This window comes from Halobellus inordinatus, from assembly GCF_024464655.1.
Classification (GTDB): domain Archaea; phylum Halobacteriota; class Halobacteria; order Halobacteriales; family Haloferacaceae; genus Haloquadratum; species Haloquadratum inordinatus.
The window spans coordinates 254,349-277,299 of record NZ_JANHAV010000004.1; the positions used below are offsets into that span (position 1 = coordinate 254,349).

The 22,951-nt window shown below is 60.6% G+C and carries 25 protein-coding genes; 16 read left to right on the plus strand and 9 right to left on the minus strand.

Annotated features, from left to right (window positions below; translation table 11 throughout):
* The first annotated feature begins 17 nt into the window (after nt 1-17).
* From NO347_RS09995 to NO347_RS10005, 3 genes are read left to right on the plus strand one after another with little or no spacing between them, the layout of a single operon-like run.
* Nucleotides 18-425, plus strand: a complete 408-nt coding sequence (locus tag NO347_RS09995; RefSeq protein ID WP_256289459.1) for a universal stress protein — start codon at nt 18-20, stop codon at nt 423-425.
* Nucleotides 422-1,384, plus strand: coding sequence for a hypothetical protein (locus tag NO347_RS10000; protein ID WP_256289460.1), 963 nt, complete (start codon nt 422-424; stop codon nt 1,382-1,384). Before NO347_RS09995 ends, NO347_RS10000 begins: the two co-directional genes overlap by 4 nt.
* Nucleotides 1,381-2,190: a mechanosensitive ion channel family protein gene (locus tag NO347_RS10005; RefSeq protein ID WP_256289461.1), complete on the plus strand. Its 810-nt coding sequence runs from the start codon at nt 1,381-1,383 to the stop codon at nt 2,188-2,190. Before NO347_RS10000 ends, NO347_RS10005 begins: the two co-directional genes overlap by 4 nt.
* 145 nt (nt 2,191-2,335) lie before the next feature.
* On the opposite strand, the gene NO347_RS10010 is transcribed toward NO347_RS10005, so the two are convergent.
* From NO347_RS10010 to NO347_RS10025, 4 genes are all read right to left on the minus strand, one after another.
* On the minus strand, nt 2,336-3,325 hold the full coding sequence (locus NO347_RS10010; protein ID WP_256289462.1) for a sodium:calcium antiporter: 990 nt from the start codon (nt 3,323-3,325) through the stop codon (nt 2,336-2,338).
* A gap of 355 nt (nt 3,326-3,680) precedes the next feature.
* The gene (locus NO347_RS10015; protein WP_256289463.1) at nt 3,681-4,889 is read right to left on the minus strand and encodes a CBS domain-containing protein; all 1,209 of its coding nucleotides are present in this window, start codon (nt 4,887-4,889) and stop codon (nt 3,681-3,683) included.
* A gap of 164 nt (nt 4,890-5,053) precedes the next feature.
* On the minus strand, nt 5,054-5,215 hold the full coding sequence (locus NO347_RS10020; RefSeq protein ID WP_256289464.1) for a DUF8143 family protein: 162 nt from the start codon (nt 5,213-5,215) through the stop codon (nt 5,054-5,056).
* The gene (locus NO347_RS10025) at nt 5,215-5,427 is read right to left on the minus strand and encodes a zinc ribbon domain-containing protein (protein WP_256289465.1); all 213 of its coding nucleotides are present in this window, start codon (nt 5,425-5,427) and stop codon (nt 5,215-5,217) included. Before NO347_RS10025 ends, NO347_RS10020 begins: the two co-directional genes overlap by 1 nt.
* Before the next feature lie 212 nt (nt 5,428-5,639).
* Here NO347_RS10025 and NO347_RS10030 point away from each other — a divergent pair, with 212 nt between their 5' ends.
* The 5 genes from NO347_RS10030 to NO347_RS10050 all read left to right on the plus strand — a co-directional run bounded on the left by NO347_RS10030 (nt 5,640) and on the right by NO347_RS10050 (nt 9,825).
* Nucleotides 5,640-6,563 carry an LLM class oxidoreductase gene (locus tag NO347_RS10030; protein WP_256289466.1) on the plus strand — a complete coding sequence of 308 codons (924 nt, stop codon included), beginning with the start codon at nt 5,640-5,642 and terminating at the stop codon, nt 6,561-6,563.
* Between the two features lie 260 nt (nt 6,564-6,823).
* A complete protein-coding gene (locus NO347_RS10035) occupies nt 6,824-7,642 on the plus strand; it encodes a class I fructose-bisphosphate aldolase (protein WP_256289467.1) in 819 nt (272 codons plus the stop codon).
* A 179-nt stretch (nt 7,643-7,821) separates the two neighbouring features.
* Nucleotides 7,822-8,070: a hypothetical protein gene (locus tag NO347_RS10040; RefSeq protein WP_256289468.1), complete on the plus strand. Its 249-nt coding sequence runs from the start codon at nt 7,822-7,824 to the stop codon at nt 8,068-8,070.
* Between the two features lie 112 nt (nt 8,071-8,182).
* Nucleotides 8,183-8,893 carry a YIP1 family protein gene (locus tag NO347_RS10045; RefSeq protein ID WP_256289469.1) on the plus strand — a complete coding sequence of 237 codons (711 nt, stop codon included), beginning with the start codon at nt 8,183-8,185 and terminating at the stop codon, nt 8,891-8,893.
* Between the two features lie 92 nt (nt 8,894-8,985).
* Complete coding sequence (locus tag NO347_RS10050) at nt 8,986-9,825, plus strand: hypothetical protein (RefSeq protein WP_256289470.1); 840 nt, start codon at nt 8,986-8,988, stop codon at nt 9,823-9,825.
* 89 nt (nt 9,826-9,914) lie between these two features.
* Here the strand turns inward: NO347_RS10050 and NO347_RS10055 are convergent, their stop codons facing one another.
* From NO347_RS10055 to NO347_RS10065, 3 genes are all read right to left on the minus strand, one after another.
* Nucleotides 9,915-10,058 carry a rubrerythrin-like domain-containing protein gene (locus tag NO347_RS10055; RefSeq protein ID WP_121570540.1) on the minus strand — a complete coding sequence of 48 codons (144 nt, stop codon included), beginning with the start codon at nt 10,056-10,058 and terminating at the stop codon, nt 9,915-9,917.
* A gap of 112 nt (nt 10,059-10,170) precedes the next feature.
* The gene (locus NO347_RS10060) at nt 10,171-13,053 is read right to left on the minus strand and encodes a bacterio-opsin activator domain-containing protein (RefSeq protein ID WP_256289505.1); all 2,883 of its coding nucleotides are present in this window, start codon (nt 13,051-13,053) and stop codon (nt 10,171-10,173) included.
* A gap of 228 nt (nt 13,054-13,281) precedes the next feature.
* Nucleotides 13,282-14,847 (minus strand): ABC1 kinase family protein, encoded by a 1,566-nt coding sequence (locus NO347_RS10065; protein ID WP_256289471.1) that lies wholly within the window; start codon nt 14,845-14,847, stop codon nt 13,282-13,284.
* A gap of 281 nt (nt 14,848-15,128) precedes the next feature.
* Here NO347_RS10065 and NO347_RS10070 point away from each other — a divergent pair, with 281 nt between their 5' ends.
* On the plus strand, nt 15,129-15,926 hold the full coding sequence (locus NO347_RS10070) for a BtpA/SgcQ family protein (RefSeq protein ID WP_256289472.1): 798 nt from the start codon (nt 15,129-15,131) through the stop codon (nt 15,924-15,926).
* On the opposite strand, the gene NO347_RS10075 is transcribed toward NO347_RS10070, so the two are convergent.
* Nucleotides 15,920-16,114, minus strand: a complete 195-nt coding sequence (locus NO347_RS10075; RefSeq protein ID WP_256289473.1) for a PfkB family carbohydrate kinase — start codon at nt 16,112-16,114, stop codon at nt 15,920-15,922. The genes NO347_RS10070 and NO347_RS10075 overlap by 7 nt on opposite strands.
* 42 nt (nt 16,115-16,156) lie before the next feature.
* Between NO347_RS10075 and NO347_RS10080 the strand changes: the two genes are divergently transcribed.
* Nucleotides 16,157-16,990: a bile acid:sodium symporter family protein gene (locus tag NO347_RS10080; RefSeq protein WP_256289474.1), complete on the plus strand. Its 834-nt coding sequence runs from the start codon at nt 16,157-16,159 to the stop codon at nt 16,988-16,990.
* Between the two features lie 479 nt (nt 16,991-17,469).
* Here the strand turns inward: NO347_RS10080 and NO347_RS10085 are convergent, their stop codons facing one another.
* Entirely contained in the window at nt 17,470-17,958 is a 489-nt protein-coding gene (locus NO347_RS10085; RefSeq protein ID WP_256289475.1) for a DUF2703 domain-containing protein, read from the minus strand.
* A 211-nt stretch (nt 17,959-18,169) separates the two neighbouring features.
* Between NO347_RS10085 and NO347_RS10090 the strand changes: the two genes are divergently transcribed.
* The 6 genes from NO347_RS10090 (at nt 18,170) to NO347_RS10115 (ending at nt 22,919) form a co-directional block, all read left to right on the plus strand.
* Entirely contained in the window at nt 18,170-18,583 is a 414-nt protein-coding gene (locus tag NO347_RS10090) for a winged helix-turn-helix transcriptional regulator (RefSeq protein WP_256289476.1), read from the plus strand.
* Between the two features lie 376 nt (nt 18,584-18,959).
* Complete coding sequence (locus NO347_RS10095; protein WP_256289477.1) at nt 18,960-19,202, plus strand: thioredoxin family protein; 243 nt, start codon at nt 18,960-18,962, stop codon at nt 19,200-19,202.
* A gap of 4 nt (nt 19,203-19,206) precedes the next feature.
* Nucleotides 19,207-20,136 carry a permease gene (locus tag NO347_RS10100; RefSeq protein ID WP_121570531.1) on the plus strand — a complete coding sequence of 310 codons (930 nt, stop codon included), beginning with the start codon at nt 19,207-19,209 and terminating at the stop codon, nt 20,134-20,136.
* Between the two features lie 188 nt (nt 20,137-20,324).
* Nucleotides 20,325-20,702, plus strand: a complete 378-nt coding sequence (locus NO347_RS10105) for an ArsR/SmtB family transcription factor (protein WP_256289478.1) — start codon at nt 20,325-20,327, stop codon at nt 20,700-20,702.
* A gap of 184 nt (nt 20,703-20,886) precedes the next feature.
* The gene (locus NO347_RS10110) at nt 20,887-22,098 is read left to right on the plus strand and encodes an RNA-guided endonuclease InsQ/TnpB family protein (protein WP_256289479.1); all 1,212 of its coding nucleotides are present in this window, start codon (nt 20,887-20,889) and stop codon (nt 22,096-22,098) included.
* Nucleotides 22,099-22,331: 233 nt separating this feature from the next.
* Nucleotides 22,332-22,919: a helix-turn-helix domain-containing protein gene (locus NO347_RS10115; protein ID WP_256289480.1), complete on the plus strand. Its 588-nt coding sequence runs from the start codon at nt 22,332-22,334 to the stop codon at nt 22,917-22,919.
* Nucleotides 22,920-22,951 lie beyond the last annotated feature (32 nt).

The window sequence follows — 22,951 nt, forward strand, 5'->3', positions numbered from 1 at the left end:
TACCAATAGGGGAGCCTATGTACGACCACATTCTCATCCCGACGGACGGAAGTGGCGAAATCGAACAGGCCGGCAGCCACGGGATCGAACTCGCCCGGACCGACAACGCGGCGGTGCACATCCGCTACGTCGAGGACACGAACACATACGCCTACGAGGACGTCCCCCGGAGCAGCGTCGGACTCCTCAAAGAAAGCGGGGACACCGCGCTAGACGAGAGTGCGATGGGTCGAGAACGGGGATTCAGTGTGGAGACACCTATCCGGCGTGGATGGCCGTCCCGAGAACTCCTTGCCTACGTCGACGAGAACGACGTTGACCTCGTCACTCTGGGCACATATGGTCGCACGATCGAGGTCCAGCTCGGGAGTCCCACCGAGCGCGTCATCCGAACGTCCAGCCAACCAACGCTCTCTGTCCGATGAGGGGACCGGATACCCTATCGCTCCTCGGTGACGACCACGAGGCGTTCGAGGCGGTCCTCTCCGGCGAGGTAGCCGGGCCGGTCGCCGTCGTCGGCGGTCCCTTCTCCGGACGCGGGACCGTTCTTGACCGGGCAGTGCAGGAACTGGACGCGACCCGAGTCGCCCTCGACCCGAGCGACAGCGTCGACCGGGTCCGGGGAGAGATCAAAGGCGGACCGGTCGTGGTCGAGGATTGCCAGCACCTGTACGAGCGCCGTATCAGCGGCTTCGAGGGGCTGTCTGCGTTCCTCAACGACCTTGCAAGCGTCGATGCGACGGTAGTGACCGGCTGGAACCGGTACGCGTGGGCGTATCTCACGGCGGTGCAGGCCCTCGACCGGGAGTTTCCCGTCACCGTTGGGGTCCAGCCCCTCCCCGCAGAACGGATCGCGGAGCTCGTGCTAGATCGGTACGACGGGATGCCAGCATTCGTCGCCGACGACCCCGATCAGGGCGGCTTGGTCGTCACGACGCACCACGAAATTAGCTGGCGGGACTGGTCGGTATCGGTGCCGGTCCCTATGCTAAGTCCAGTTGCAGTCAGGGGCCTGTTTTCGGATGGAGATCTGGATCCAAAGGACGTGACGTTCGGCCGGCTCGCTGCGGTCTCGAACGGGAACCTCGGTGTCGCCACGGCGATCTGGGAGACCCGTCAGGGGGCGGAGGTACGCCCGAGCGACATCGCGGTCCCCGCGTCCGATCGGGACTTGGACCGCGAGGAGGCATTCTGTCTGCGGATCGTGCTCGCGAAAGAGCGGGTCAACCGGGCACAGCTCGCGGGAATTGTTGACGGACTCGACCGGGTCCTCGGGCGCCTCTCGCGCGACGGTCTCGTCACGGTTGAGGACGATCTCGTGGAACTGGTACCGGCGGCAGTGCCGGCCGCCGCGCCGGCGACCGAACGGGGGCGGATACTGTGACCGCGCTCCAGGCGCTGGTAGACCTGGGGATAGCCCAGGAGACGCTCACGAGAATGGTGGGGGTGGTCGTAGCCGCGTACCTGACCACTCAGGTCGTCGGGTACGTGCTCACGGCTGTCGCCGAGCGCCTTCCCCACCGGCGGATCAGAATCAAGATTGTTGTTCCGATCGCGCGGGTTCTCATCTACGGAACTGCGGCGTATCTGATCTTGGGACCGTTGCTCCAACTATCGACCGCACAGTTGCTCGCAGTGTCGGGACTGTTCGGGGCGGCTCTGGGGTTCGGCCTGAAGGACCTCTTCGCGGCGATAATTGGTGGGTTGGTGCTCGTCACCGAGCGCCCCTACCAAGTCGGCGACAAGGTCTCCATCGGCGGCGACTACGGCGAGGTAACAGATATCGACCTCCGGGCGACGACGCTGAGGACGCCCGACGACAGCGCCGTCAGTATCCCGAACGCGACGATGTTCACTGCGAACGTCTCGAACGCCAACGCCGGCCAGTCAGAGATGATGGTTGTCGTCGAGCTCGCGGTCACCGCCTCTGCCGATGTCGATCGAGCGAGTGCGATCGTCGAGGAGGCAATGGTGACTTCGAAGTACGTCTACGTCGACGACGACCACCCGTTCACGGTCCTGGTTGAGGACGAATCCTACTATCGGACGATTCGCGGCAAGGCTTATGTGGCCGACCTTCGCGACGAGTTCGCGTTCGCCTCGGACGTGACAGAGCGCTCGATGGCCGCCTTCGCCAGCGAAGGAATCGAAATGCCCGAGGCTCCCATCCGCGCCCCCGAAAACCGCTGACGCATCACCCTTTTACCCTCGAAAACGCTCTTTTTCCGGGCGAGGTTGAGAAACACGTCGTCCTCTGTCTCACACTCTGGACAGGTGCACGAAGTGGAGACCGTCCTCGTCACGTCTTTCTATGCAACGGTGACGTTTCGGCCGTCTACTGCCCTGGGAACAACAGCAGCCGTCCTGCCAGGAAAGCGAAGTACAGCCCCAACATATAGCCCCCTTCGGTCCGTGTGAACTGCCCCTCTCGCCAGTACAGCGCCCAGCCGAGCAGTCCCACGCCGGCGATTAGCTTGAACGGGAGATCCCAAAGAATGACGGCCGACGGAACGGAGTAAGTCGAGAGCGCGCCACCGAGACCGATACCGACGAGGGGGTTGACGATATTACTCCCGACGAGGGTGCCGAGCGCGACGTGGGGCGACCGCCGGCGAATGGCGTCCATCACGGCTGTCAGTTCCGGTAACGCGGCGGCCACGCCGATAGTCACGATACCGACCATCGATCCACCGATGGCAAGCGTATCGACGACTATCTCGACGACCGAGAGCATAAGAGAGGCAGAGAGCAGGACGAGGACGAGCAGAGCCGCGGCAACCACAGCGTCTCGGCGAGGGTTTTTACTCGGGGGCTCTCGGAGTGATTGGGTTCGTTCCCGACGGGAGATTATCACTCCGACGTACACCAAATAGATACCCAGTAGCAGGAACCCGTCAAGCCGACTAATCGTCCCATCCCAAGCGAGCAGCATCGTCACCCCAATCGCACCCAGCATTGGCAGATAGCTCTCGTAGACGAACGCCCGAGAAACGTGAACCGTCCCATATCCGATGAGAAGAACGCCGACGAGGAGGAACTGCTGGACGGTTGAAGAGCCGGTGTTCCCGCCGATGACGACAGCCGAGGTAACCTGGTAGTCGAGGACGCCAGAGAGTATCCCGAGTGACGCGACGAGGTGAGAGCTGAGTTCCGGCAGACTCGTACCCAACGCGAGGACGGTCATCCCGACGAGGACTTCGTCGACGTCGTAGTACTCGGCGAGCGCCAGCAGCCGGCCGATCGCTCGACTCGCCGCAGTCACAAGCGTGTACAGCGCGACCGCCCCAATCGAAACCTGCGTCAGCAACTCGCCCGAGACAGCCATATTAACGCTCGGCCAGCCTGGTATCATCCCAGTCTCGTTCGTGGTCGGGGGTAAATGGTTCGAGGGCCCAGACTGGCCAGTTCTCGCACCCGCAGAAGCGGGAAACCGTTCTGTCTCGGGCCACGGCCCCGACAGACGCCCACGCGTGGGTTTCGCAAGTCGAGGCCTCAAACATATGTAGACTCACAAACGATTGCTGTCGGAAAAAGCCTTTCCGCTGGAGGGACCCAGCGATGGGAAAAGCCACCGATAGGTGGGCTATAGTAGCGTTTGCAACTGATTACACAGCCAATCGCACGACTGCGTGCGATTCGGTGAGTGGAGACTTGCAAACGCTACTATAAACGTCGTGTATTTACCCACCGAGCCACCAGCCGTAGAGCTGTTCCTGCTCGTCTCTATCTGGATGCTTCTTCGACTGGCCGTAGGTCTTCCCCTTGAGGAGTTGGCGTTCGACAGCGTTCGCTGCGAGACGGAGGGCGTGGGAGGCGCCGTACCCCTCCCCATCGGCAGTAAAGTAGCCGCGGTCGGTGACCAGTCGAATCCGTGCGAGCACGAGTGGCACGCCCCGGCTCTGTTCCTTGTGCTCCTGCAGTTCGATGCTGGCTTTGATGACACTCATATCGCCGTACTTCGAGGCCATACTCTCGATTAATGCGGAGACGTCGTCGTAGTCCATTCCCTCCAGCAAGTCGAGTCCGAACACTTGGACCGCGTTCCGGTCCTCGCGCTCCCAAGTGAGTGCCTCGATGACGTCCGTCTTCGTGATGATACCGACTGGCTCGTCGTTGTCGTCGGCCGTGACGACGAGCGAGGAGATCTCCCGGTCGAACATCATCCCGACGACCTCGTCGAGCGGTGCGCTCCGCTTGACCGTCACGACTGCGTCGGACATCAGGTTCCGTATCGGAAGGTCGAGCATCCGGTCGGAATCACCCTCGCGCGAGCCGAACCCACCACGGTTCTGCCCGCCACCGCCGCGGCCACCGAAGCCACTCGACGACCCGCCTTGGCTCTTGCTGCCGCCCCGCGTCGTGAACTCGATGACGTCGTACAGGCTCAACATACCCACAAGCTCGTTCTCGTCGACGACCGGGAGATGGGCGATTCCGGCTTCTCGAAGCATATTGAGCGCTTTTCCGATCGTGGTTTCGGGAGTCGCACTGATCAACTCCTCCGTGTAGGCGTCGTCGACAGTTGCCGCATCGAGAAACGACCGGACCGCCTCGAGCACTGCATCGCCAGTCACCACACCGACGACACGGTCGTCGTCGAGGACGGGAAGCGTCTTGGCGTCGCTCCCGATCATAAGGCGTGCGACCTCGCGGACGTCCTCGGTACGGTCGACAGTCGGCACGTGCTGTACCTGTGAGCCGACCTTCGCAGACGGTTGGTTCGACGAGGACGCCAACTGTCGGCGACTGACGACGCCACGATACTCGTCGCCGTCCGTTACGACGACGGCATCGAGTTCCTGATTCTCGAATGCCCCAGCGACTTTCGAGAGAGGAGTCCCGATGTCGAACTCGGTGAACTTCGTCGAGAGTATCTCGGATATGTCCATAAGTATCTCTCTAGTGCAAGGAGGGCAAGCTAGTTATGCCTATCCCACCCCGGGTTGTAGGGAGAGGGACGCGAGAAGAGATGTTCGTGTGAGGTAGTATCGGCTCAAGTCCGTACCGAGTCGTCTCGAATCGCGGCCCGCTGTGCAGCCGTCTTCCCTCGTGATCAGTAGTCTTTATCATCAGTGTCACGGCGTGCTGCCTGTTCAGCACGCTCACGATCCATCGTTTCGCGCTGGTCGTGTTCGGACCTGACGAGGGTGTAGAGAATGAAGGCACCGAGGATACTGAGCAGAAAGAAAATGGCGAACACGAAGCCAGTGGTCATCATCCGAGGAAGACGTCAACTATGTCGCTCGTCCCAGAGGTCGTGTCTCGGTACAGCTCAGAGTAGCCGCAGTTCGTACAGGAGACGACTTTAAAGCTGTTCGTCTGGATGTCGAACATCTTCGAGAGACCACCGCCGGTCGTCGAAATCGTGCCGACATCGGTCTCTGTGTGTCCGCACTTCGGACAACCACGATCAGTGTCGGGTCCCATACACGAACGATGGTTAACTGACTGTATCAAGTTTCGGATAGCTCAAACGTTCCTCTGAGTCACGGACAGACCGCTATCCACTTTCGGGTAGTGTGGTGTCCATCGGGTGCAGTGGGGGGCGACATCGTCGGACGTGAGCTCATCGAGCGTATGCTGGCGTGGCGTATGCCGGGAGAGCAACGCACATGCGTCTCCACCGGCAAGACAAGCTAATGGCTGATCTCGCGTGTGCGAACGCCGGCTACAGACGACTATTCGACTCCACCGGACTCTCTTTCGGGGTCGGATTCCCGCTCACCGACGAACGGACGGGAACCCCGGCCATCGAGGACGAAGTCCGGCTCGCAAGCCACGCCGAAGCGGTCGGATTCGACGGACTCTGGGCGCGGGACGTCCCGACGTACTGGCCGCGGTTCGGTGACGCCGGCGGCGCTTTCGACACGTGGCCGTTACTCTCGCACGTCGCCGCACACACGGACGACGTCGCGCTCGGGACGTCAAGCATCGTCCTCCCCTTACGCCATCCGATCCACGTCGCGAAGTCCGCCGCAACCGTCGATCAACTGTCGGCGGGGCGACTCGTCCTCGGAGTCGCCTCCGGGGATCGTGATCCCGAGTATCCCGCATTCGATGTCGAACCAGACGATCGAGGCGCGCTGGTTCGCGAACACGTCGACGCGCTCCGGGCGCTCTGGGGCGAGGAGTATCCGACACTCGAAGGGTCGTGGGGACGTATGGATGGCAACCTAGACGTCGTGCCGAAACCGACGACCGAGACGCTGCCGCTACTCCCGACGGGGTACGCTCGCCAATCTATCGAGTGGATCGCCGAGCACGGCGACGGCTGGCTGTTCTATCACCTCCCGGACGACACGCTCCAGAGTCACCTAGACGACTGGCGAGGGCTGGCCGGCGACAAGCCGTTCGTGATCGCAGTTCGCGTCGGGCTCGCCGATGATCCAGCGGCCGACCCCGAACATCTCCACCTCGGTTACCGTGCCGGCGTCGAATGGTTCAGACAGTATTTCCGACGACTCGAAGCGTTCGGACTCGATCACGTGATCGTCGGGTTGGAAGCCGAAAACCCACAGCAAGCGATGACGACGTTCGCCGACGAGGTTATCGACGAAATCTGAACACCTGGAGAGGTCGACACCGAGTAGCACGGGAACCGATCCAGCGGCCGATAGGAGCTATAGTAGCGTTTGCAAGTCTTCACCCAACTAATCCCACGCAGTCGTGCGGTTGGGTGTGTAATCAGTTGCAAACGCTACTATGGAGAGCAAGCTTTGCCCGTGTACGCCAGCGAGGCGGCAGCCTCGGAAGACAGAGACGCGATTTTCGAGACGCTGTCCAATAGCGAAAATTAAAACCCGCTATGGGTAGATTCCCGAATATGGAAGATATCAACGACAGTCCGATCGTCCGGAACGGCAACTCCCTCATCCTCGCGTACGATCACGGAACCGAACACGGCCCTGTGGACTTCGAGCCGATGCCGAAAAGCGCCGATCCAACGCACGTCTTCGACGTCGGACGGCACGATGCAGTGACGGCGATCGCGCTGCAGAAAGGCAACGCCGAGTACTATCGATCGTGGGAGAAAGCAAACGGCATCGACGATGGCGCACCACTGCTCGTAAAGCTGAACGGTAACTCGAACCTGGCGGCACGTGACGACTACTACTCGCCAAAACAGTGCTCGGTGCGGTACGCTGTCGAAGAACTCGGCGCCGACGCAATCGGATACACGATGTACGCGGGCTCAACCCACGAAGACGAGATGTGGAAGGAGTTCCGCGACGTCCAGGAGGCAGCGCGGAAATACGGCATCCCCGTGGTGATGTGGAGTTACCCGCGTGGCAAGGGCATCCAGAACAGCGAGGAGTACAGCGGGCAGACGGATCCGAAGGTCGTCGCATACGGCGCCCGCCTGGGCCTCGAACTCGGCGCCGACGTGGTCAAGTGTAAGTACCCGGGGACGCAGGACGGCTGGCAGCAACTCGAAGACGTCGTGGGCGGGATGAAGACGGTGATGAGCGGTGGCTCGAAGCGCAGCGACGAGGCATTCCTCGAAGATGTGTTCTCGACGATCGAAGTCGGCGGAAACGGCCTCGCAGTCGGGCGGAACATCTTCCAGCGCGAAGACCCCGAAGGACTGTTGGACAAACTCGAAGCGGTAATCTTCGAGGACGAGAACCCCGAAGAACTGTAACGGCACTGTAGTGTTGGGGCCCTCCGTTGTGGGGGTTCAAACCGAAGCGGAATCGCAGTCGGCTCGGACGGCGGGGAATGACAGTCCGTAACAAGGTATACCGGTCTCTCCGAGGAACTGGAACCGTTGGATGGGAGACGACCCGGCATTTATTATATACTGCCGACATTTTCGACGGTATGACGACGGATACGTCCCCCCTGAACGAGGACCCGCCGGTGTGGCCGCTCGGTTTTCTCGGCTTTCTCTCTCTGATCGGGGTCCGAGGAATCGAGCAGCACAATGCCCTGTTTCTGTTCTGGTTTGCCTTCGCTGGGTCCTTTTCGTTCTTCGGCTACCGGTGGGAGAAACTGAAATACCTCGGACTGCTCGGTATCCCCGGATTTGGTGTCGCTGTGCTCGCGCTACTGGGCATTTTCTCGATATGACCACACACGCGTTCGCTTCGGATCTGAGCCGGGGCACACGACATCGACGAACACTCAAACGCTCGTTGCAATTACCAGTAGTATTTCCGCAGGCGACCGCCAAACTGGGCGTATGCCTCCTGTGACGCCACTCCTCCGACCGGGGCAGTTCTTCACCGAACGGGATCCCGACGCCGGGCACGCGCTGGTCCTCATACTGCTCCACCTGATCTCAGTCCCACTCGCGGTTTGGGGCGTCGGGCAGGTCCTCAAAGCGCGGGTCGACGGCACCGTGATGGTCGACAACCCGAACCGACCATCCGAGCAGTTCTGCGAGCACGCAGCAGCCTCGATGGACGTCGGGTGTGATGCGCCAGCGCAGATCGAACGAAACATCGACGCGATCCTCGCAGACGCCATCGGTCAGCTCATCGGTCCCGCGCTTCTCGGTGTGGGGATCGTGTTCGTGCTGGTTGGAGGCGCACTTCACGTCGGCGCCTGGGTGTTCAACGGCGAGAATGGAGTTGGGACCTCCTTCGCCGTCGCGATGTGGGGGCTGCTCCCGTCACTCGTCGGTCTGGTCGTCGGGGTGGCCGTCCTCTTCGTGGTCCTCGACCCGCTCACAGTGACGACGAGCGACGACCCCGCGGTGATGGCCGAGTGGATCCAAGCGGAGATGGCACCGCTACTGACGTGGCAGCCGCTTTTCACCGGCGCGACGACGCTCTGGAGTGCGATCATCTGGCGGTCCGGGCTCGTACACAGCCAGGGGTTGGACAATGGGTCGGCGACGCTCACGGCGGGAACCCTCGCAGTACTGTTTTGGATCGTCTCGCTCGTCTAGCGAATCATCCTCGTAAACCGTAGTTCGGATGCGGCCTCGACAAAATAGACCGCGCAGAAAACATTTACCGCGAACGGCCGAATCCACGGGTGATGCCCTCCAGACGCGCGTTTCTCGTGAGTCTGACAACCACCGGCCTCGTCGGCTGTGTCGGCAACACACCCAGGACGAGGACCGAGTCTTCGGCTGACACGGTTACGACGATGCCCGGCACACCCGCTCGCCCCGCGGTGACTAGCGAGGCGGCGGCTGTCCAGTACGCGTACCGTCACATCGAAAATGTCGACTGGAACGCGATCCGGACAGCGGACGGCCAGTTCGTGTTCGTCACTGTAGACGCCCGTGAGGCGGATCTCGCCCCGGATCGAGACGCATTCACGCTTGTCACCGCTGACGAGATCCACGACCCCGTAGACATCCAAGGGCGCTATCCGGTCGGCCTCGACGTGCCCGGCGAACCGTACCCATCCGAACAAAGAGGTGGCGAATCTCGGGGGTGGCTCGTATTCGAAACCCCAGCCCAACTCGACACAGCGCCGTCGCTCCGAATGGAACGCGGTACCGACTCTTGGGAGTGGAGTCTCGACACAGAGAAAGCGACGACGCCGCCACCGGCGTGGGAGTGGACTGCGAGCACCCCCGACACAGTTGCGCCTGAGGAAACCTTCGACATTACGGTGTCCGCCGAGAACGTGGGCGATGGCCCCGGGACGTTCCGCGGCGCGGTGAACTTCTCATACCCTCTGTACCGGCCGAAAGGGTTCGATATCGTTCTCGATCCGATGGAATCTGGGGAGGGAACAGTCTCGGCGACCAGCAAAAACGCCGATCCGGGGAGAGAACTGAACTACGGCGTTCGGACTCCTGCCGGGGAGTCAGAAGTGAGCGTCACCGTCGAGGCTGACTCGAGCGTGACCCAGAACACAATCTAACGCACTACCGTCCCTGACATTGGTCGATTTCGCTACTAGCCCGGGCTTCTTCGCTATTCAGGTGGAACAGCGACAATCAGATCGAATATCTACTCTAGCGGCATCTGGCGGTTTCGCATTGGTCCGCTACAGTCTGGGCACGTGCCGGGGTTCTCCTCTGTGAGAAGGATGTTGCCACACTCGAAGCACTCGTAGACGGCTTCTGCGGCCGGTTTGATGTCGACGTCTTTCATTGTGAGTTCACTAGTGCGGCCGGTGAAGTGGCGCACTCTACCCGGACGTAGTACACGGAGGCCGGTATACTCGATGGTTAAGTATAAAACCAATAGCTAAGAATATGGTTCGTTATTCAACCACGTCTGTAGAGGGGGCTGTGGGGAGACTATTCTCTTCGAAGAGCGTTGTGAACAGTTTGCGCTGTACGGTCCGGGCGTGCTGATAGAACGCGGGCGGAGAGATGCCGAGTTTCTCCGCGATTTCTTCGCCCGTGCTTTCGCGCGGCGACTCGAAGAAGCCGCTGTAGTACGCCATTTGAATCACCTCCAGTTGTCGATCCGTCAGTTTGTCCAGGAACTTCGAGTAGAGCGTGTGTTCTGTGGCCTGATCGAGCGTCTGCTTGGCACGGAGTTCGACGTCGCTGAACGTCCCGCGGACGAGTTGCATCACTGTTCGGACGTCGATGCTGTCCGGGATATCGATGACGAGCGTCGTTGTGGTCGGGTCCGCAGTCGCCTTACGGAAGACGGCGCCGTGGTCGGCCAGGTCCAAGGCGAGAAACGGTTGTGTGAGCCGAAGTCGCAGGACGCCTCCATCACCGTCGGTACTGATCTGCTGTACTTCGTCGATGCCGACCGACTGCGAGGCGGCGCTTGCCACGTTCGTGACCGCCCCGTCTTCGACGGTCACGAACACGTAACTCCCTTCTGTAGATTGCTGGACGCCACCTTGATACGAGAGAGTACAGCCCGCGTCCCGCGCGAGCCGTGAGAGGACGAACGTCGGGTCGTCGATGGTGAACTCGACACGCGTCATCGACGTCGTGAGCAGAGCGTTTTTTCGTTCGATCGCACTGAGAGCAGAGGCGATCGTGTCGCCGAGTTCGGCGAGGACTGCCCTCGTCGTCTCACCGAATGCATCCTGAGTCGGGGCATAGACGGTCAACACGCCGTGTGTGAGATCGTTGTACACCAGTGGGATGCTCAGTACGGAGAGGTAGTCACGAGAGAGCGCGTCCTTCCGCCAGACTTCCTCGCGAAGACCGGCAGCGACGTTGGCCACCATCGTGACATCGCCAGTCGCTGCGGCCTGGCCGGCTGGCTCTGTCCCCGACGCTTGGATGGCAAACGACTGACTATCCAGGTACCCCCGTTCGGTGCCTGCCCAGGCCCGGGGTTCGAGCGTATCGGTCGCTGGGTCAGTTGTCCCGATCCAGGCGAACCGGAACCGATCACCAGTGGTTAACAGTTCACAGACTGTGTGGTAGATCTCTTCGCGCGTCTCCGCTTGCACGAGTGCCTGATCGATCTCTCGAATCGTCTCGTTGACGCGGTTCAGCGCCGTCAGCTGCTCGTTTTGCGCTTGCAGCGTTCGGTCTTGCTCCCGGAGTCGAGATTCTCGTGTGACGCGGTCGAGGGCTGCTTCAGCAGTGGCTGCGAGCAGATCAGCCAGTTCCCGCGTCACGTCGTCGAAGATCCCGATCTGGTTCGAACCGACGACGAACACACCGTGGTTTCCGAGAGGAATGTAAGCCGTACTCCGGAGGTCGGTAGCGCGGTTTTCCAGCCGAGCGGCGTCGTGGACGTCGTCGAAAAACAGCACTTCGTCCTCGACGAAACTGTAGCCCGGAAGCGTTTCGCCGTCGGCGTGAACGGTGGGGAGCGGGCCGTTCAGTTCGTCCATCGTCGCCGAGTGTGCGGCGGGTCGGAGGTCGTTGGCGTCTGCATCGAAGAGATAGACGGCACTCGCCTCGAGATTGAGGACGCTGGACGTATCGTCGACGACGTGCTGGGCGATTTCCTGATGCGTTTCGGCGTAGAGAAAGTCACGCGCCGTCTCTTGGAGCGTAGCGAGTGCTTCTTCGCGCTGTTTGCGTTTCGTGACGTCCCGACAGCTGAAGAGAAGTGTCCCGTCCTGAATCGAGACCTCGCGAACGTTGACGAGGAGTGTATGTTCGCGCCCGGCTTTGTCAGTCGCTGTCGTTTCGATGTTCTTGAGGACGCCGTCGGCCGCGAGTTCCGCCCGGTCGAAGAGGTCCTCTCCGAGCAGTTCCTCGATCGTTCCGAGCTCTCGGATCTCCTCGGCTGTGTACCCGAATATGAAGTGAACGTTGGGACAGACGTAGGTGTACTCGCCGGCCTCGTCCGTCATGAGGACCGTGTCGGTCATATTGTTGAGCGTGACGCGGTGCAGTTCTTCTGATTGCCGGAGATCACGTTCGAGATCGACGCGGTCGGAGATGTCGACGCCTTCGACGACGACCGAGGCGAGGCCCCCGCGTTCGTTCTTGACGGGGCGTACCGAGAGGTCGATAACGCGCGGATCGTCACCGTGAGGAGGCTGTAGGACGACCGCCTTGCCGAATCGCCCGTCGAGAACTCGGTCTACCAGTTGTTGGACGTCTGCGTTGACCGCGCCCGACTGGGACCACCACGGGAGCGTCCAGAACGGCTCGCCGACGATCGCGCCGATCTGGTCGTCAATCATCTCTCTTGCGGTCTGATTCACCCGAACGAGAGTCCCATCCGCGTCCAGAACCCACGTCGCGGTCCGCGCATCGTGAAAGCTCGCATCGAATTGGCGAGCGCGCTCCCGCTGGGTAGCCGACCGTCGTGCGGATCGAATCGCCCGTTCGGTGCGTTCGACGAGCCCGTCGGTCATCTGCTCGGCAGGGTCCGTGAGTGCGATGTAGTCGGTGACGCCGGCTCCGATGGCCTCACTGGCGATCGTTTCGCTTCCGTTGGTGGCGCAGAGCAGGACCGGAAGCGCCGTCGTTTCAGTGCGGATCTCCTCGAGGAGGCCGATTCCGGTACTTTCCGGCAGCGTATACTCGCTAACGAGACAGTCAATGGCCCGCGTTTTGACAGCACGCAGTGCCGCCGCTTTGGATGCAACCGAGTCGACGGTCGCGTCAGTCCGTGCTTCGAGCGTCGCTGCGAACCGCGTGAGCCACTCGCTCGTCCCGACAAGCAAGACGGTCGACGAATCAAGTACGGCTGTGGAAGACACGATTATTCGGCCGCCACGGGGCTGTGCGTCTGTAGTGTGCTGCTGGTTCGAGGCTGCGCCACGTGTGGGTCCGAGTCCGAATCGAGCTTCGACTTCATAGATGGTTTATAATCAAACGGGTCGGCGCCAAAGGTGTTTGCTATAGAACCACCCGACACTCGTATCACGAATCGCCGCTCCTGTACACGGCGTCTTCGAGTCTTCCGTACTGCCACGCTCGGAGACGCAGTCTCACCGTCGTCGCTGTGTGAGGTACACGACGAGGAAGATTGATGCGAAGACTATCGCGGGGACCTCGTAGGGCTGTTCGTGAAACGTGAGGACCGCGGCGGCGACGATTAGCGAGCCAGCGAGTGCCGCGTAACCAAGGTGGCGATCTCCCGTCGCACTCGCGTCGGTGGGCTCGGTTCGAACGGTCAACGTGCCCCGTTCGACGCGGTCCAGCGTGCGATCGATGCGCGAGGGGAGTCGCGTCAACGCGGGAAATGACTGCCGGACGTCCGTCCACGACTCCGCGAGGAACGCCTCCAATTCGCTCCCGAGAAGCCCCTGTTCGACGAGGAACGACTGGACGGCGGCGAGGAAGTCGAACTCCGGATCGAGCTGGCGACAGACGCCCTCGCCGACGGTACCGACACGGATGAGCAACATCACGTCCGGCGGAATGCGGAACGGAAAGTCCCGGAGGTGCGTCGTCAGTTCGGTGATGATCGTCTGCCAGGAGACCTCGGACTGGCCTTCGAGGTTCTCGATGACGAGTTCGAGCACGCGTCGCACCTCCGTCCGGTCTGCGCTCGCGTCGAGGACATCCAACGCGATGAGCGCGTCGACGAGCGTCTCGACGTCCCGCCGCACGAGTGCGCGGTAGAGTTCGACGATGTCCTCCTGAACGGCCGGCGGGAGGCGCTCGCTCATTCCGAAATCGAAGATCAACAGTCGACCGTCTGCTGTCACAGCGAGGTTCCCCGGATGGGGGTCCGCGTGAAACACGCCGTCGACGACGCCCATCTGCAGGTAAACCTGCATAATGCGCGTCGCCATCTCGTGCGGTGCGACGTCGGTCCCCTCGAACGCCTCGTCGTCAGTCAGTTTCCGGCCGGTCAGATACTCCATCGCGAGCACGCGTTCGGACGACAGGTGCTCGTGAACCGCGGGAATGACGACTCGGTCGTCGTCCGCGAAATTCGAGCGAATTTCGGACATGATGGCTCCCTCCCGGTCGAAGTCGAGTTCGTCTAGAATGATCTCCTCGAAGTCGTCGGCGGCATTGCGGAGCGAGTAGCGCTGCCGCTCGTCGACAAAGAGGCTAATGAGGGGCAACAGTCGCCGAATCACGCGGAGGTCGCGTTCGATGAGCGGTTTCACACCTGGACGACGCACCTTGAGTGCGATCCGTTCGCCCTCGTAACGGACCGTGTACACGAAGGCGAGTGAGCCACCGGCGATCGGTTCGAGGGTCGAGAGGTCGACGTCGTCGCCGAGTTCCTCTCGAAGGACGGTCTGTGGGTCGCCGCCGGCGTCCTCCGGAATCTCGTCTTGCAACGTGCCGAACACCTCGGCGTACGTCTGCGGAACGAGATCCGGCCGCGTAGAGAGCACCTGTCCGATCTTGATGAACGCCGGCCCGAGATCCAACAGTGTGTCCCGGATCCGCTCTGCTCGCTGGCGGTGGGCCGTCTCGTCAACGCGACGTCCGGGCCCAAGCAGGAGGAATCGGTGACGGTCACGAAGGAACGCCAGCGCGAAGGGCAGAAAGCGGGCCACGACCGAGAGGTAGCGGTGGAGAAGTTCGAACATTTATTCGAGGTAGGCAGCCGCAGTCTGTCGACAGTACACAGTACTGACGAACGGAGCCAATCGGACGACGGGGCGGGGTGCGGAAACCATAGTGAGACACCTGTAGTGCGTTTCGGACGCGCTGTGGTTAAGTAATGACATTTCCCCCACAGCTGAAAACTTAGTCCCGAGCGGTCACTCTGTGATTCGATTTCTACCCCCCTCGAGCAGAGTTCCATCGTGTGGATACCAAGTGTGAGCAGATCTGTAGGATTAAGCGTACGGGGCGGTCAAGGAGGCGTATGGACGTCTTCAGTACCGAAACACCGACCATCGGAATGGTCCACCTACCGCCGTTGCCGGGGTCACCCGGTTTCGAGGGCGACCGAAGCGATATTCGCAGGCGACTCCGACGAGACGCGACAGCACTCGAGTCGGGCGGCGTCGACGGGATAATGGTCGAAAACTTCGGTGACGCTCCCTTCTATCCGGACCGCGTGCCACGTCACGTCGTGGCTGACGTGTCGGCACTCGCTGCCACGCTCCGCGACGAAGTGTCGATCCCATTTGGTGTGAACATCCTCAGAAACGACGTGCAAAGTGCACTCGGCATCGCCGCCGCGACGGGTGGTTCATTCGTCAGGGTGAACGTCCACACCGGGGTCCGACTGACCGATCAGGGTCTCATCGAGGGGATGGCCCACGAAACGTTGCGACTCCGTGACCGACTCGATGCCGACGTCACGATTCTTGCAGACATCGATGTGAAGCATTCTGCGCCACTTGCCGAACGGTCCTACGTGGAAGTGGTGAGCGAACTCGTCGAACGCGGCGGTGCCGACGCCGTCGTCGTGAGCGGGGCTGGCACGGGTGAAGCAGTCGATACGACCGTCCTCGAGCAGGTGATCGAGGCCCGGGATGCTCGCGACCTCGACGCACCGATCTTGATCGGAAGCGGTGTGACACCCGAGACAGCACCCGACCTGCTCTCGCTCGCCGATGGCGCGATCGTTGGGACGGCCCTCAAACACGGTACCGAGACGACGAACCCCGTGGACGAAGCGGCCGTCGAGCGTCTCGTCGAGTCCGCATCTCACTGATCGTTCAGAAACGCCCGAACGTCGGATTCGGACGAGAGAGTGTCGCGTGCGCCCGTCGTCGTGCAGTTGAGAGCGGCCGTGGCCGCAGCAAATCGTCCTGCTTCCCGTGCGGAATCGTCGTCGAGTAGCCACGTGTGGATCAGCCCCGCCGTGAAGGCGTCGCCGGCAACGCGGTGACGCTCCGGCACAAACGAGAACAGTTTGAACCTCCGACCAGAACCCATCGCCTAATGGCAGGAATATCGACGGACGTGATCGTCGCATACGCCACGACCATCTTCGTACTTTCGACGATGTTCGTGATGGGGCTGGAGTTGTCGATCAGCCAACTCTCGTCTGCTCTCCGACGCCGGCGGCTGATGGGGAAGTCGCTGCTGGTGAATCTCGTCGTGGCCCCGTTGGTCGCATACGTGCTCGTCCAGTTCGCTTCAGTCGAGTCAGGCTACGCGGCCGGAATCATACTCCTCGCCGTCTCGCCTGGGGCTCCCTTCGGCCCCAAGCTCGCCGAGATCTCGGACAGTGACATCGCGTTCGCGAGCGGGCTGATGGCCGTCTTGGGGATAGTGTCGGTTCTCACGATTCCGGCGTCACTGGCCCTGCTCGTCTCCGGAGATGTCGCCGTGAACCCGATCGCAATCGGTAGCATCGTGTTCCGGATGCAACTCGTCCCCCTGATCGCGGGCCTCGGAGTGGCGTTTTATCTCCCCGGTCTCGCAGACCGCCTGCACCCGCCGGTCCAACAGGTCTCAGACTACTCGTTCGTCGGTCTGCTCGCACTGTTGGCCGTCGTCTATAGCGGAGAGATGGTCTCACTCGTCGGAACGGGGATACTCGGTATCTCGGCGGTCGCAGTAGGCATCTGGTTACTGCTGGGCTACGTGCTTGGCGGCCCGGCACGGAGTGCACGAGAGGTACTCGCGACGACGTCGGCCGCTCGGAATGCGGCGATCGCGCTCTTTATCGCAACGGCCGCGTTTTCTGATCCGAACGTGCTCACGACCGTTCTCGCGTTTTCGTTCGTCGGCGTCATCGGGTCCGCGCTGGTCGCTCGCGTCTGGAGGTGAGCTCACGGCCGTCATCTAAGAGATTGGACCTGCCCGGGCGGCGTAATCGACCTGCTCGGGAGAGTCGTATTACGAAGTTCCGGATCAATCATTTTTGCACACGAGCAGACTCGGAGTAAGCAGACGAGCACTCCCCACTGTAGCCGATTGATAGACAGTCGACAGTCCAAACCACGAACTGTTGGGACAGAGGTTCAGCGACGGTCTGTTGGTGATTCAGTCTATTGTCGGGGGCGTGGTAAGCGACGATATTGGAAGATAGTTCGCCTGGAATTATAGTAGCGTTTGCAAGTCTTCACGCACCTAATCGTACGTAGTCGTGCGATTGGCTGTGTAATCAGTTGCAAACGCTACTATAGCAGGAGCGACGTCGACGAGCCTCGGTCACTATCCGGACCACCGTCTCGTAAGTAGACGGACAGCACCCACGGTGGGCTTTTGCGTGTGCGTGAGGCCCAACCACGCGGTGGAAAACGCGGTCAACACTCGCAGCCACAACTCGTGTCGTCAGTCTCCGGATCCTCGAAGAACGCTCGAACATTTGCTGAGACTCCGTCAGTCTGTCTGTCGGAGGCGTCGACCGCCGACGGCTGTGGTGACGCGATGGCTACCGTGAGTGCCTCGGCGAGCAACCCGACGGGCGCTGCCGTGTGTTCTTCGCCACGGTATCGCCAGAGTCGGCAGTCGACGTCATCCGAACACGCACAGAGGTCACCACACGATTCACAGGTGTTCTCGAGATAGTCGGGCTGGATGTCCTGACCGTTGATGCGGATCGTCGGTGATACCGCAAGCTGCGTCGCTTCGGCAGCGGCCAGCGTCGAAACGTGGAGATCGCGAACGATAACCTCCACATCAAGCACGTCGAGAATCGGAGCAACCCGTTCGAGCGCCGTCTCGAGGGCTGCTTCGGTGCCGATACATCGGTCACAGGACTCGGTATCGAGGTACAGAAAGTCTACTGTCACTGTTCGTCGTGTATACGATTCGGTCGACGAATCGACGATCGAGATAGCAGCACTGTCAGTTGGGGCGTCCATTGCACTCACCGGTACCCACCGACCCGCCATATATTGCTCAGTAAATAGACACAAAGGCAGTTAGCGTATGGAAACCGCCTCTTGCAACGAAGCGAGGATCATCGGGAACGTATATTTCAATGCAGGTGTTGGGATAGATATGATGGCCGAGACTGAGCGGTGGCAACAGACGTGGCACGGCTTACAGGACATCCTCGGGCCGAAGTGGACGTTTCACATCCTCCGGTTGCTGTCCGAGGACTCACACGGGTTCAACGCAATCGTGGACGCACTCGATGGTCTCACAGCGCCGATGTGCTCGCAGCGACTCAAAGAACTCACCTGCCACGGGCTCGTAGAGCGCACTGTCACGGACACGACGCCGCCGACCACGACGTACGCACTCACTGATCAGGGGGCCGAAATTGCTGGACACCTGCAACAGCTAGAATCGCTCGTCGAACTCAAAGAACGGCCCGAGCGTGCGACCCACAGCGAGGACTGCACCAGCAGCACGGAGTGTCGGACTGAAGCCCTCACAGACGGGTGTGTGACAGTCGCTGACCGCTGTTGACGAACGAGCGATTTCTTCAGGTCCAGCCACCTCTCGACTCTGAACAGACCGATTAGCTTTCTAACATTCCGATATACGAATCGGATCTGGTCAATACATCTACTAACAATTCCCACCAGAACAGAATCCACTTTGATCGGCATATACTGATTTCACGGAGTCTAGATCGTTGAGACGCCCTGATAGCGGAAGCGCATATCTTGCGAGCGCAACTGGCGGACGCCCCTCAGCCACCTACAAATCGAAAATTATCGAAACGTACTTGTGCCATACCGAGTATTATCGATATGAATGGCAGCCAGAGGCCGGTCCAATCGACAGGTGAGAACGTCTGTCTGCAGTCATTGGGTCGGTGTCGGGCTGTCAGAGGTGACTTATGCAAATCACGATCTACGGACCAGACGGTTGTAGCAACTGTGCGAACCTGAGAGACAAGACGCAGAACGTCGTCGACGAACACGGATTCGACGCCGACGTCGAGAAAGTTGGCGACACCGTGGCGCTCGCTGAGAAGGGCATCATGTCCACGCCCGGATTCGAGATCGACGATGAGATGGTGTTCACCGGCTCGAACCCGCCTGAAGCCGAGCTGAAAGCGTACATCGAGGAGCACCTGTAATAGGATGGTCTTCGAGCAGTTCGCGACCTGGGTCGTCGATGCGCTCGGTCTGACCGGGGCCCCCAGAGCAGCAGTCCACTTCTGGGTCTACGACACGCTGAAGATCCTCGCCTTGCTCGTGGCGGTGATCTTCGGCGTCGGCTACCTGCGGACGTACTTCCCGCCCGAGAAGATCAGAGACTATCTTTCTGGCAAGCGGGCGATTACGGGCTACGTCCTCGCGGCACTGCTCGGCATCGTCTCGCCATTCTGTTCGTGCTCGACGATTCCGATTTTTCTCGGAATGGTCGGGGCCGGGCTTCCATTCGGCGTCACGATGACGTTCCTTGCCGTCTCGCCGATGATCAACGAGGCCGCACTCGTCGTGCTTCCTGGCGTGGTCGGCTTCGAGCTGACCGCGCTGTACGCTGTGAGCGGCATCACGATCGGGATGACGAGCGGGTTCGTCCTGAACAAGGCCGGCCTCGATCGGTACATCAAGGAGTTCGACTTTGGCAACTCTGACGTCGACGTCGACGAGCCGACGCACCGGGAGCGCGCACGGCAAGCGTATGTGGAGGCGAAAGACATCATCACCGACATCGTGCCGTACGTCGTGGTCGGTGTCGGAATCGGGGCCGTCATTCACGGCTTCGTTCCGCAGACGATCGTTACCGAGTACCTGTCTGGGCCTCTTGGTGTCTTCGGCGCCGTCGCTGTCGGCGTGCCGATCTACACCAATATTCTTGGTGTGATCCCGGTCGTCGAATCGCTCATCGGAAAGGGGCTGCCGGTCGGGACTGGACTCGCGTTTATGATGTCCGTCGCCGCACTCTCGCTCCCGCAGTTTATGATTCTCAAGAAAGTGATGAAGAAAGAGCTCATCGCGTCGTTCGCGGTGACAGTCGCCTCGGGAATCGTGGTGATTGGGTTGCTGTTCAACCTCCTGCTGTAGTACAGCGTCGCCACCACCTCCCGACTCGAAGATCGCCTACTACCTGACCGTCAGTATCATACCGACGACGACCGATCTATAAAGTACACACGGCCGTTGGCGTTTCGATCTCAGCACGACGGAACCAATAACCGTAACCGACAGCGACGCCCCCAATCGAGAACGTCCGTAAATCACCAACCCACAAAATGAGTGACTCAGTACCCGAATCGACGCGACAGACGCTCGATCGTCTCTACGAGAACCCCGAAAACCGATTGAAATCACTGTTTGAGCTCGCTCCGGACGACCAGCACGTCGATGCACAACGTTCAGTCTTCAAAGCGTTAGCGAACGAGCACCGGCTCCGAATTCTTGAAGCACTCCGAGACGGTGAACTCTGTGCGTGTGAACTCCAGGTCGTCTTGGATGCCCCGCAATCGACGGTCGCTAGTCACCTACGCGAGCTCAAAGACGTCGGCCTCGTGAAGACACGCCGGCAAGGCAAGTGGACGTACTACCGAATCGGCGATACTGCTGTGCTCCAGTTGCTCGACGTCGCACACGCACTCGCCGAAAGCCAGTAGACGGACAGATCTTTTCACCTAAGTCAAGGCGGAGGCCCCACCCTCAAGGAGCGCAGGGCTTCCGCCTGGCGGAAGCACAAGCGAGTAGGGTGGGGAGGAAGCCGACCCGGCACTGACCAACCGCCAGACTGTTGCCCACTAACTCCCAATCATTAAGAAACCACAAGTAGATATGTGAAATATTGTGGAGCACCGTCGAACTGCCGTTATCAAGCTCGACACGCCCGAAGGTGCGGATGCATACCTTCGAGAGACTGTCGAGCAATTCAAACACTGCGCCAACACCGCGAGCAAGTGGTGTTGGCACGGCGACGACGACGGCTACCACATTCTCTCGAAAGCCAAAGCTGAACGCGCTCTCTACGACCAACTACGTGAAGACACCGAACTGACAGCGAACCTCGTCCAGAAGGGGATTCGCCAAGCCGTCGAAGCCACCAAAAGCGGCGTCGAACGCCTCAAGAATGGCCAGCACACGTCCCGGCCGACGTTCACGGCCGATACCGCCATCTACGACAAGCGAAGCGCCACGTTCCACCGTGACCACGTGTCACTGTCGACCGTCAACGGACGAGTCGAGTGCGACTACATCCTTCCTGACGATGCCGAGACACCGCCGACAAAGTACGTCGCCGACGAGGACTACGCGTTTCGGCGGGCGACACTCCATCGACGTGACGGCGAGTGGTATCTGCACGCGTCGATGCTCAAAGAAGACGATGACGACACCGAACCCACCGGGCACAGAACAGTCCTCGGTGTGGACCTCGGTGTAACCCAACTCGCGGTCGCTTCCACCGGGCGGTTCTGGTCGGCAGCCGAGTTCACCCACTGGAAACGCGAGTACGAAATACGGCGTGGCGACCTCCAACAGTGCGGGACGCGGGCCGCACACGAGGCGATCGCAGGTGTCAAACGGAAAGAAGCAGGGCGCTTCGAGATGTACCTACACCGCGTCGCCAACGAACTCGTAGCCGAAGCGGTCGAACACGACTGTTCGCATATCGTATTCGAGGACCTCACGGACATTCGTGAGAACGTGCCAGAGGCGTCGTGGCACCATCTGTGGGCGTTCCGCCGTCTCTACGAATACGTCGCATACAAGGCCACAGAGCAGGGTGTCGAAGCCGTCCAGGTAGACCCACGAAACACGTCGAAACGGTGTTCGACGTGTGGATTTACCCACGAGGACAATCGCGACGGCGAGGACTTCGAGTGCCTGAAGTGTGGCTACCAGAACCACGCCGATTACAACGCGGCAAAGAACATTGGACTGCAGTATCTCCGTCGCCGGCAAAACGCAGACGACGGAGGCGCACCCGTAGACGTGCGCTTGAATCGCGGGACGCTGAACGTGAGCGGGGAGTACAACCCTCCCGCCTCTGGTGAGGCGTAGAACGGGAGTCCACGCGAAAGCCCTTCCCTCAACGAGCGAGCGGGTCCTTGGACCCCGAGCGAAGTAGGGGAGGGTCGTTTACCGCTCGTCTCAGTAGGTGCTGTGGCCCTGGGTGCTGGTCGTATCCCACACTTAAGCTCTGATTTAGCCGTTTCAAGGGCTACAAACACCGTTTTGCGGCCGCGAAATCTGGACGGCATTTTTTCTATCCCCCTGTCATACGTCAGTTCGCTGTGGTCCCCACCCCGAACTGGATTGACAGGCGTATCGACAGTAATCTCGATAACACGCTCACACAAGAACACGTTGTCGAGACGATGCTCGAAGCCGACCGGCCGTTCTTTTCGAGTCGGCAACTCGCCTCGCGCGTGAAACCCGATGTGAGTAAAGCCACAGTTCGGAACCGGCTGAACGAACTCCAGGAGCTCGATGTAGTGGCGACCGAAGCGTATCCTGATTCGGTCACCCTCTACTACATCAAGTATCCCGACTCGGAGTGGCCACTCTCGCCGGAAGGGAAACGTGCACTCACAGCCGAGTCCCCGCTCGATCGGCTCTCCACTCATGGCTTCCTGACACTACAGGATACTGTCGGGGTGCGAACACTCGTTCTCGCTGGCTTTCAGTTGTCACTCGCCCTGTTGGCTGCTGGAAGCCTGTTGACCATCCTGGGTCTCGATCCCGGCCTCGAGAGCGATATTGCACTGTGGGCGACGGCGTTCAACGTACTCGTGTTCAGCGGCATTCTGCTGGTCACCGAACGAATCGTCCATCGGGTCCGCAGTCGGTTTGGCCCGTTACACCTCCTGCCGACGACGTGAATCGAGCTGAAGCTATCCTCCCCATCACACAT